The sequence below is a fragment of the Nonomuraea antri genome, assembly GCF_013283785.1.
GTDB lineage: Bacteria > Actinomycetota > Actinomycetes > Streptosporangiales > Streptosporangiaceae > Nonomuraea > Nonomuraea antri.
Map to the genome: position 1 here is coordinate 1 of NZ_JABCPZ010000317.1, position 10,317 is coordinate 10,317.

The window sequence follows — 10,317 nt, forward strand, 5'->3', positions numbered from 1 at the left end:
GACTTGACCCGATCAGCACCTGGCTGCGGAGGGTGTAGGCACACGACCCTCTACGGCCCTGCATGCGTTCCTCCAGGTCAACCCTCGATTTCGGGCTCACGTGTGACTACCAACTGCGGAACCCGGGGCAAGGTCGAGGAGCGCAAGCGTCCCACCAGCCAGGTCGTCGGTTACGGTTACCCGAACTACGCCGCCTGACAAGTACATGAAAGCGCGCATCCCATGCCCGGGGTGCGCGCTTTCGCGCTTTCCAGGGTCAGTCGGCCGAGCGCCAGACCGCCTCGAACGACTCCCCGGTGATCTCGGTCAGCTCCCAGATCTCCAGCGGCTGGTCGGTGAGGAAGCCGTGCTCGTCCTGCAGCCGCCCCCACCAGTACCGGTGCATCTCGCGCGCGGCGTCGACCTCGATCTGCCGGACCGCCCACTCCTCGCCGTCGCCCTCGACGCTCTCGAACAGCCAGACGCCACCGACGTCGTCCGCGGTGTGCCAGTAGCGGCGCGGCGCATCGGCCTCGGCGAGCTGCTTGACCAGGGGCTGGCGAAGATCTGGAACCACCCTCCTACTCTAGGCACCCGCCGCCCCGCATTCGAACGGGTTACCGATAAAGATCATTTTTGTGGTACGATACAGAGGTCATGACGATTCATGACGACCCCGCCCAGCTCCCCGAAGCCTTCATGGCCGCGTTCAACGCCGGGGACGCACAGCGACTCGAACACCTCTACGCCACCGACGGCGTGCTCATCCCCAGGCCGGGCCATCCCGTGACAGGCGAGGACCGCGCCGCCGCCAACCGCCACCTGCTCGGATTCGGCCTGCCCATCGACGCCCGGCTCCGCCACGCCTACGTCGCCGGCGACACCGCGCTGCTCGTCGTGGACTGGTCCATCCGGGGCACGTCCCGCGACGGCCACCCGATCGACCTGCGCGGCACCGCCACCGACGTCGCCCGCCGCGGCCAGGACGGCGGCTGGCGCTACCTCATCGACAACCCCTTCGGCGCGGCGCCCAACACCTGACGGCCCACGCCTCCTGACAGCCGCCACGGAACTACTGCACGACCTGAAGTGGCGACACTGGAGGCGGCAGATGCCTGATGGGCACTTCGGTATTCCAGATGCAGTAGATGTGTTGTCGGGGCCCATGGCCATTCGCCCACAGCATGCCCTGAGCTGGAAGCTTCGCGCTCTGAAGGCCCAAGCCTGTGGGCAGCCGTCCGCCACCGGAAGCACTCCGGGGCTACACTTCCCGGAACATACGTGGAATGGACCAGGGCGGATTTCCGCAAGTCGAGACGGCGGTTCGCGGAATCGATCGGAAACGGCCAAAGGTCCCGAACGATGTCCCGGGGTCCATTGTTGTGAGGGGCCACATCACGCGGCATGGAGAGCCGCCGAGATCCGCGATCTTTGACCCGGTCGAGCGCGAGAGTTGCTCTCCCACGCCGGTGCAGAATAGTCGGCCGTCTCGAACACCTCCATGCTGTTCGAGACAGCGCCGAAGGATCTCCACCGGCTCTGGCGGAATCGGCACCGAGTTCCTTCTCTCGTCATGCTTCAGTCTTCGCTCGCTCTGCACCCCCTGGATCCGATGTAGTGCTTCATGCCCCGGCCGAGTCTTCTTCAGCATGAGCAGGCCCCGTCTCTTCGCAAGCAGGTGACAGGCCCTTCTACGTGGGCCCGGAGCACATTTCCAGGACGAAGCCTGTCGAGGTACGTGCAGGCGAACATTGCCGCCATCAGCGGCCCCCGCGTCTTGCCCACATAGGTCACAACCGCCGGCGTGGTCATAGGCGTTCGGGTCGACCGGTACCCGCATTGAATCTTGCCGTGAAACGGCAAGATGGGGTGACGAACAGAGGGGACCGGTAGACCACGTCGCCCGAGCTGGCGAGCGTCCGTTCTGGCGTCGTGGGTGTCATCATGCGCTGGGCATTTCTGCCGGCGGCATGAGCGGTTGTACTCGGGGATTGATGTGCTGCAGATGTCCGTGTGGTGGACCTCCTCGTCCAGGCCGTTGATTACGGCGTGGAGGTCGCTGGAGTCCTGGCCGAGTCTGCTCGGCCTGGTCGTGTTGGGCTTGCATGCTGGTACGGAACTCGGTCAGCCTGCGTTGTTCGTCGTTCGGCTCGCCCTGGGTTATGGCCGGTTCATGGTTGAGGTGCCGGCCTCCCGGCAATGAGTCATACGGAGCTCAGCCCTCCGCTCCCACCCCAACCGCTCGACCGCGAACCGACTCCGCTCATCCAGAACCACCGTGATCGCCGCCCGGTTCAGATATACCACGTGATGCTCAAATCGCTTCCCGTCCGAGATCTCCATAGCAACCAACCGTGTCGAGTCCACCGATTGTCATAGACCAGCCGTTCTTCGTGCGTGACCCAGCCTGCGTCTGCTCTACGTCGCACAGCGAGGTCATGAGCGAAGAGTCCCCACCGTCATAATTTGGGCGGATCAATCTGGTGATGGTAAACCGCGGTCGCACGGGCCGCGCGACCGACTGCACTGGGTGTGACGCGGGCACAGCGGTGGCCTGCGGAGCCATTCAACACAGTGCAGCCCACCAAAAGAACCCGAGACCAGCAGCACTGGAAGGCCAAGGGCGGCAAGCCTACGAACGACTCTGCGAATACGACGCGTGCATCGCCGCAGCTGTCAGTTGACTCTCCATGGTGAAGACGGTTGCACAGTGTAGTCAATCTACTGCGCAAACGATCTTGTGCTTCCAGAAACGGTCACTTATTCTGTCGAAGCAGTAGCGCATGCCGCCCAGAGTGGTTTGCTTGCGGAGGCAAGCGTCGTTATGAAGTGTGCTCATATCTCGTCGAAAGGTGTGGACAGATTTGGATCCAAAAGTCCTGGAAGCGCAAAAATGGGTAAACGCAACCTATGGGCAGGTCCCTCAATACAAGAAGTGCGCGGAAGATGGCATAACCGGCTGGGCGACAATGTACTCATTGACGCGCGCTTTACAGGTCGAACTGGGGATCGCATCCTTATCCGACAATTTCGGCCCCACAACGCTCGCCAAACTGGCAGCACTAGGAGACGTCGGCCCGAATACGACGAACAAAAATATCGTAACCATTCTGCAACACGGCCTCTTTTGTAAAGGATACTGGGGGGCATCAGAATATGGCGTATACGACGGCCAGACGCAGTTGGCCGTGTTGGCTCTGCTGTCGAACACCGGCCTTGGTGGCCTGATCAGTGGCGTTCAGCCGAAGGTCTTCAAAGCGGTTTTGACTATGGACGCCTACACCCTGATCGCAGGAGGGAAGGAAAAAGTCAGAGGGATTCAGCAATGGCTTAACAGAAGGTATTATCAGCGTAGGAACTTTTTCGTGATTCCCTGTGACGGCATCTTCTCTCGAGACATTCAGAAGGCACTCTACCTGGCAATTCAGTTCGAACTCGGTATGACTGACGACCAGGCCACCGGTGTGTTCGGTCCGGGTACCCAGGCCGGTCTCAGAGCCCATCCGCTCGCTGCTGGAGCAACCGGCACCTGGGTGCAGATATACAGCGCCGCGTGTGTGTTCAATGGGACTATCAAATATAAGACCCAGCAGGACACTTGGTCTTACAAGGAGGCATCTTTCACTGATGTCTTCGATATCGAGCTCAAAGGCTGGACGCGCTCCTTTCAGGAGTTCACCGGTCTACCGGTGACTCAAGAGGCAGATTTTGCCACCTGGTGTCAGACCTTGGTGTCCACAGGTGACCCCAGCCGGCCAGGAACGGCTGCGGATTGCATCGCCACCATTACTGACGCACGCGCCAAGGCTCTGTATGCCGCCGGATACCGGGTGGTGGGCCGATATCTCGACGAGCGCCCCAGCAGCAATCCGCTGAACAAACAAATCCAGCCGGGCGAATTGGAAACGATTTTTCAAAACGGCCTAAAGGTGTTTCCAATATCGCAGTACTATGGCGGAGAGGTTAGCTATTTCACCTACGCTCAGGGCTACCAGGATGGCTTAGAGGCGCATGCGGCGGCCGTCAAGTACGGCTTCAACAGCGGCACGGTGATCTATTTTGCCGTGGACTATGACGCCACCCAGGCTGAGATCGAATCCAATATCATTCCCTACTTCCGTGGGGTTGTCGCCGCTCTCGTCGGCCAAGGCAAGAGATATGTACACGGCGTATACGGATCTCGAAACGTGTGTGCAGAGGTCACCAAGGCAACTCTGGCCCGCTGGTCGTTCGTCTCCGGAATGTCGACCGGATTCTCCGGCAATATGGGTTTTCCGCTGCCGGAGAATTGGTCATTCAACCAGATTCAGACCCTGACCGTCGGCTCGGGTGCCGGGCAGATTGAGATCGACAAAGACGTCCATGCGAAGGACACCGACCCTGGCGCATCCGCGATCAATACCCCCAGCAATTCTCTCACTGAGTTCATTGCCTATATTCGACGCCTGTATGATCTTGCGGTCGCCTATGGTGGCAGTAGAAATCCCAGCCAGCTCGTCATGGAATATCTCCGCCACATCGACTACGGCGACATCAAATGGGAGACTCTCATCGGAGACTACGATCATGGATTTGTCGCTCGGGTGAAGGCTGCAGGCGTTCAATGGATCAGTGAAGTGCGCGACCCGTTCTATGGCATCGATCTGGACGTGGCACACTTCGGTGCGAGCTGTAATGGGGTATATGTCGCTCCTCCACCTTCAGGTATCGGAGTTAGTCGTAGCGACGTCGCGGGATGGGGCGGTGATCTCCTGACTTTCTATGGTGAATGGCGCCGCGACAGCGAGAGCTACTCCTCGGGCTATACCTACTGCCAGGAAAAGCTGGCGCGCTTGGATGGTCCAGGAACATTTAAACTTCGGGATCTCATCGAGGACGCGGACAGCTACAACATCACCATGAGGGTGCGGCAGGGCGTCAACGTCGCCGACGCGGTGGCGGCGTACTACCAGGGAAACGGCTACAAGTCTCGGTTCAAGCAATTTTACGAAGGGCGTTTCAACAATAGTAGCAACCTCTATGCCGTGGCTGATCATTTGCTTGCCCGAGACGTCGATACGACTATCGCGGTGGGCAGGGTCTTCCTTATCGAATCGACTGGTGGTATTCCCACCATCCTGCCGCACATGCTGCCGGCAGCGAAGCTGGCCGAGTTCCTGCAAGGCTTCAGTGAAGTCATCACGTCCCGGATCGCCGACGAGAATGCCCGGCTGAGGTAGACTTCAGTAAAATCGAGACCCATGAGTGCTTCTCGCTGGTTTGCCACCGCATTTCTTACAGTCTTCTGTGCCATTCTCGTCTATGGCTATGGTCTCTGGTCGGGATGGTTTCTGCAGCTGGTGCCCACTTCTGAGTTCTGCGTTAGCAAGCCTTTGGATGATCCCGCCACCTCGTGGAGTCTATTCCCGCTGCGACACCTGTGCCATTGGCGAGACGGAACATCGAGCGACCTCGTCCCCGGATACATCAACCCACTCATCTATCTGTCTATCGTCGGCGTGGTCATCGAAATTGTCATGGGAGTTCGAGCAATCGCGCGACGCCGCAAGTTACTTGCAGAGTAGGCAGTCTATCCGCTTCGGGAGCATGCTTTGAGTGAATACTCACTACCTTTATCCCGTCGACGCCTTTTTACCACCGGGCTGGGTGTGGTCACTGCACTGACAGTGTCCGGATCCGCTTCTCCGGCGCTGGCTCTCGTCGTTAGCTCCGATACGACTCAAAACGGCTGGCCTGTGGTGAAGGACGTACCAGAACACGCAATCGAAGGCAGCAATCTGTCGGTGCGTGTCCTATCCGGAGATGTCTCGCTCATTCTCCTGCACGTGGTACGCCGCTTCCATTATGAGATCGACACTCTTCGGAAAGACGCGCCCAACGAAATCAGTGGCCATCTCGTCGGGCCGCCAGGCGGACAACCATACGAAAGCAACTATTTTTCCGGCACGGCAATCGCAATCCGTCCTGGTACTTATTCGTCGGGGGTGGCCGGCGGCTTCTTTCCACACGAGCTGATCGTCATCCGGGACGTTCTGGCGGAATGCGAGGGCGTCGTACGTTGGGGAGGGGACGAGCGTGTGCCGAAGGAGAGTCACTTCCAGATTGATGTGCCACCGGGCGACCCTCGCATAGGACGTTTAGCGGCGAGGGTCGGCTCGTGGAATCGCACACCTGGTAAGGGTGCAGGAGCAGAAGATCCGTTCCGTCCGGAACGCATCAAAGCTGCTCGCCAACTGGAATTGAGGCAGCGCACCCGCTGACGCCGCACCGGCTGGGCATTTGCAAGGGTAATTCCTTGCCATTAGCCAATAAGTCTATTTCTAGTCCGATCGGAGATCTTGGGTTTGAATTGGGGTTTGCGCATACGAGCAGGAATTTGGTCGAGCTGTGTCTTCCTCTCGGTGTGTGCGTGTGCAGGTACGGAGGTGGGGCGAGCTACTCCGACGCAACCGTCGTATCCTTCATCGAAGGGCGAGAAGATCCCATTTGTGAAGAGCGAAGATGATCTACGATTGCCGCTGGATGACTACGACCTTGATAGTAAGAGTCGATCCATTGTGCAAACTGCTCGCTATCGGCTGATTGCGCAATGTCTCGCCAGGTATGGATTCACCATGCCCATGCATGTCACCAGTCCGGCGAACTATCCCGCCAATGCGGCGTATCTCGGCTGGTTGGGTGCGCTCAACGTCGGCAAGTACGGCTACACGGGCTCGGAAACGCAGCTCCTCCTTGATACGCCGGCCGCCCGCGATGGGATTCGCGGCTACAAGATCCCGGCAGAGCAAGATCCTGTTCATACCGGTGCGGTGACCACTTTCAAGGGTAAGGAGGTTCCCGAAGAAGGATGTGACGGTGAAGCGCAGCGTCGGCTCAACGGAAACGCTCCAGGGCCTGATGGCGCCGTTCCTGCAAAACCGCACAGCTATAAAGAGCTGTACGTGCTCATGGATGACGCGGCTGAAGCTGCCGTCGCATCTAACGGCTCTCGCATGGATCGTCGCGTCGCGACTGCCATCGAGGGCTGGACTGCATGTATGAAGGCGAAGGAGCATGTCTACAATTTTCCCTGGGAAGCGGAGTTCGACGCTCGCTGGGCAGGGCGGCGTGACGTCCCGACTGGGCACCGTCTGGCCAAGCCGGAGGCGATAGAACTTGAGGTGGCTGTGGCGGATGAATATTGCCGGACACGCGTCAACTACAGCGGTGCCAGAAAGGCTGCATGGACAGATGCACAACTCCGCATCATTAGAGCTAATTCGGAAAAGCTGAACCTTCTCAAAAACCTCCTACGTACACGTCATCGGAATGCCTTGGAGGTGCTTGCTGCGTCATAGAGCTCGATATTTCAATAGAGAGGTTAAAATTCAAGTGTTGATCACCATTTAAACGAAAGGATCATGGTGAAAAAGACTTTCTTCATGGCTGCTGCGGTCGCTGTCGCGGTGACTGGGGTTCTGGCTTCCAATGTCGCGGCGCATGCGGACGCCCCTATTACTCCGGGTGACCCCGAGCTCGTCGACCCTCAGTTCAACAACGAGCGTGGCCGGGTACAGGTATCCGCAGAGAAGCTCGAGGCTGAGAGAAAGATCCTCGGTGCTCCTGCACCGGCTCCACGGAAGATCGCGCCGGAAGACCTACCGCTGAACGAGAGCGATCGCGCGACTGCTCGAAGTGGAGATGCAGGCCTCCTGGCCGCCGATGTTTGGTGCGGGAACTGGCTCAGTGATCCCAACGCGGTAACCCTCACGGACGTTAGTTACGGTGGTCTATCTCTCTACACGTGGCGTGCGCCCACTGGGAATGTGAACGACGATCTGTGGTGGCAGCCAGTCATGGCAACGTCGGCTAGCAACGGGATCCGTTATGGCTGGTCGAAGATATATGACGTGGTCCACTCCACTGGGAGGTTCCTGATTAATTCACAGGTAACTACCGGCTGGTGGGACAATTCTAGCAACCCGCACTTCTGCGGTTGGGGAAGCTCGTTGGCGCGGACCGTCTCAAGCGAAGCCGCAGCATACACGGCTGGCGTACGGCAAACCGAAGCGACCTACATACGTGGGCACGGAAAGCCGAACTACTCTGGGACCGGCTGGCTGTACCCCTCGACGAAGACCGCGTTCTAGGAGCAGGACAGTCGACGGCAAGGCTCCTGCTCACAGGGCCTTGCCGCCGCAGTTGCCCATTCATCCGCACCGCTGGGCTCCGATGTGGTACCTGATTGCCTCCTGGCTGACAGTGTTTCACCGGTTCCTTTACACCTCCAGAACTCACCTGGGCCAAGGGCATAGGCTCACTTCCGAAGAAGGCGGACGAGCTTCGACCATCGCAACTCTTGATGGCTCGGACCACTAATCCGCGCGTCGTTTCAAACCAATAGGCCTCGATCCAGTTTGCCGACTCCGGCGTTGCTCGCATCAGGGCTACGTGTCCCGGCGCTCTGGCCAGGGCAAAAGGTGAGCCAGTCGGCGGGCGGTGAGGTAAATCAGGTGTGCCGGGAGACGGCGGATCTCGGCATGGGGCAGACCGGCCAGCTTGGGCTTTGGGGCGTGAGCAGCGGTGACGGCCAGGTAAGTGTGGGTGGACATGGCTGGCGTGATGTGTCGGAACGACGCCGGATGACGACGCATTGGGTAGTGGTCCAGGCCGGTCTCGTTCTTGCCCGAGGCGAGCACTCCTCGATGCGGTATTGACGCTGACTTCGGTCGAGCGTTCGTCCTTTTGACGAATCCGAGCTCAGCCACGATCAGCACAGCGCCTTTGCCTAGCTGGTCGACGGCGAAGCGCCGATATCGTCGCATACTGCGTCGGCGATCCCCCATCTGCCTGGCGCCTGTCCAGGCGGAGCCCAGCCTTTGCAGCGGACGAGGCAGACGGGAAGATCAGGCGGGGAGGAGTGTGCGTTCGCACCAAGATCCGGAACATGCGCGGAATGCCTCGGCCGGTGCGGGATCGGATGAGGTGCGTTTCCAGACCCGGTCACGATCGCCTCGTGCTCGATGGGCTGTGCCGTCATATCGTGAAGGGGCGACCCTGGAGGCGCATGTGTTCTGGTGGGCACCCCGGTCTTCAAAACCGGTGGGCGGCGCGCGGCGTCGTCGGCGGGTTCGATCCCCGTGCGCCTCCGCGGCACGGGCGAGGTCACGATGAGCGACGATCCCCGGCGTCGCATCCCGCGCACCGACGCGGTGCTGGCCGATCCGCGGGTGGCCGAGGCGGCGGGGAGCGCGGGGCGTACCGAGGTGAAGGCCGCGGTCGCGGCCGCGCAGCAGCAGGCCAGGGTGGGACGCATCACGCCGGAAGAGGTCGTCGCGGCGACCGTGGCCGCGCTCAAGGCGCCGGCCGGGGCGCGCCGGGTGATCAACGCGACCGGCGTGCTCGTGCACACCAACCTCGGACGCGCCCCGCTCGGGTCCGCCGCCGTCGAGGCACTGGCGTCCGCGGCCGGGTGCAGTGATGTGGAGTTCGACCTGGTGACGGGGGAGCGGGTGCGGCGCGGGCGGGCGGCGTTGTCCGCGCTGGCCGCGGCGGTGCCCGAGGCGGGGGACGTCCACGTCGTCAACAACAACGCGGCCGCGCTGGCGCTGACGGCGACCGCGCTCGCGGCGGGGCGGGAGATCGTCATCAGCCGCGGCGAGATGGTGGAGATCGGCGACGGGTTCCGGCTCCCCGACCTGCTCACCTCCACCGGGGCGCGGCTGCGCGAGGTCGGCGCCACGAACCGCACCCACCTCGCCGACTACGCCGGGGCGATCGGTCCGGAGACCGGGTTCGTGTTGAAGGTGCATCCGTCCAACTTCCGGATCGAGGGGTTCACGGCGGCCGCGTCCGTCGCCGAGCTGAGCGCGCTGCCGGTGCCCGTGGTCGTCGACGTCGGCTCGGGCCTGCTCGCCCCCGAGGCGCTGCTGCCCGGCGAACCCGACGTGCGTACGACGCTGCGCCAGGGCGCCGCGCTGGTGACGGCCAGCGGCGACAAGCTGTTCGGCGGGCCGCAGGCGGGTCTCGTCTTCGGCCGGGCCGAACTGGTGCACCGGCTGCGGCGCCATCCGCTGGCCCGCGCGCTGCGCGTCGACAAGCTCACGCTCGCCGCCCTGCGCGCCACGCTGCTGGCGGACCCGCCGGTGCGGCTCGCCCTGCGCGCCGACATCGTCGAGTTACGGCGGCGGGCGCAACGGCTGGCCGGACGGCTCAAACGGGCCGCGTCCGAGACCGGTCTCGGCGGTGGCACGACGGGCTTCGAGGGCGGCACGGCGGGCATCGAGGGTGGCGCCACGGGCTTCGGGCGTGGTGCGGCGGGCATCGAGGGTCGTGCGGGGGGCGGCGAGGGTTGTGCGG

The 10,317-nt window shown here is 61.6% G+C and carries 8 protein-coding genes and 1 tRNA gene; 8 read left to right on the forward strand and 1 reads right to left on the reverse strand.

From position 1 onward, the window contains the following. Positions 1-256 precede the first annotated feature (256 nt). Positions 257-556 (reverse strand): hypothetical protein, encoded by a 300-nt coding sequence (locus HII36_RS50265; protein WP_173530504.1) that lies wholly within the window; start codon positions 554-556, stop codon positions 257-259. Between the two features lie 80 nt (positions 557-636). Here HII36_RS50265 and HII36_RS50270 point away from each other — a divergent pair, with 80 nt between their 5' ends. The 8 genes from HII36_RS50270 to selA form a co-directional block, all read left to right on the forward strand. Beyond that, positions 637-1,020, forward strand: coding sequence for a YybH family protein (locus HII36_RS50270; protein ID WP_173530505.1), 384 nt, complete (start codon positions 637-639; stop codon positions 1,018-1,020). A gap of 1,823 nt (positions 1,021-2,843) precedes the next feature. After that, positions 2,844-5,198, forward strand: coding sequence for a glycoside hydrolase domain-containing protein (locus tag HII36_RS50275; RefSeq protein ID WP_217370957.1), 2,355 nt, complete (start codon positions 2,844-2,846; stop codon positions 5,196-5,198). A gap of 21 nt (positions 5,199-5,219) precedes the next feature. Beyond that, entirely contained in the window at positions 5,220-5,543 is a 324-nt protein-coding gene (locus tag HII36_RS50280) for a hypothetical protein (RefSeq protein ID WP_173530507.1), read from the forward strand. An 84-nt stretch (positions 5,544-5,627) separates the two neighbouring features. Further along, positions 5,628-6,239, forward strand: coding sequence for a hypothetical protein (locus HII36_RS50285; RefSeq protein WP_217370958.1), 612 nt, complete (start codon positions 5,628-5,630; stop codon positions 6,237-6,239). A gap of 228 nt (positions 6,240-6,467) precedes the next feature. Then, positions 6,468-7,316: a hypothetical protein gene (locus HII36_RS50290; RefSeq protein WP_173530509.1), complete on the forward strand. Its 849-nt coding sequence runs from the start codon at positions 6,468-6,470 to the stop codon at positions 7,314-7,316. A gap of 63 nt (positions 7,317-7,379) precedes the next feature. Beyond that, positions 7,380-8,108, forward strand: coding sequence for a hypothetical protein (locus HII36_RS50295; protein WP_173530510.1), 729 nt, complete (start codon positions 7,380-7,382; stop codon positions 8,106-8,108). A gap of 909 nt (positions 8,109-9,017) precedes the next feature. Further along, positions 9,018-9,110: transfer RNA gene (locus HII36_RS50300), tRNA-Sec, on the forward strand. An 18-nt stretch (positions 9,111-9,128) separates the two neighbouring features. Next, a partial coding sequence (gene selA / locus HII36_RS50305; protein ID WP_173530511.1) for an L-seryl-tRNA(Sec) selenium transferase occupies positions 9,129-10,317 on the forward strand: 1,189 nt, incomplete at its 3' end.

Bases quoted from the DNA above. Each gene is read 5' to 3' on its own strand.
- HII36_RS50295 (WP_173530510.1), top strand. From the start codon at position 7,380: ATGGTGAAAAAGACTTTCTTCATGGCTGCTGCGGTCGCTGTCGCGGTG.
- HII36_RS50280 (WP_173530507.1), top strand. From the start codon at position 5,220: ATGAGTGCTTCTCGCTGGTTTGCCACCGCATTTCTTACAGTCTTCTGT.
- HII36_RS50270 (WP_173530505.1), top strand. From the start codon at position 637: ATGACGATTCATGACGACCCCGCCCAGCTCCCCGAAGCCTTCATGGCC.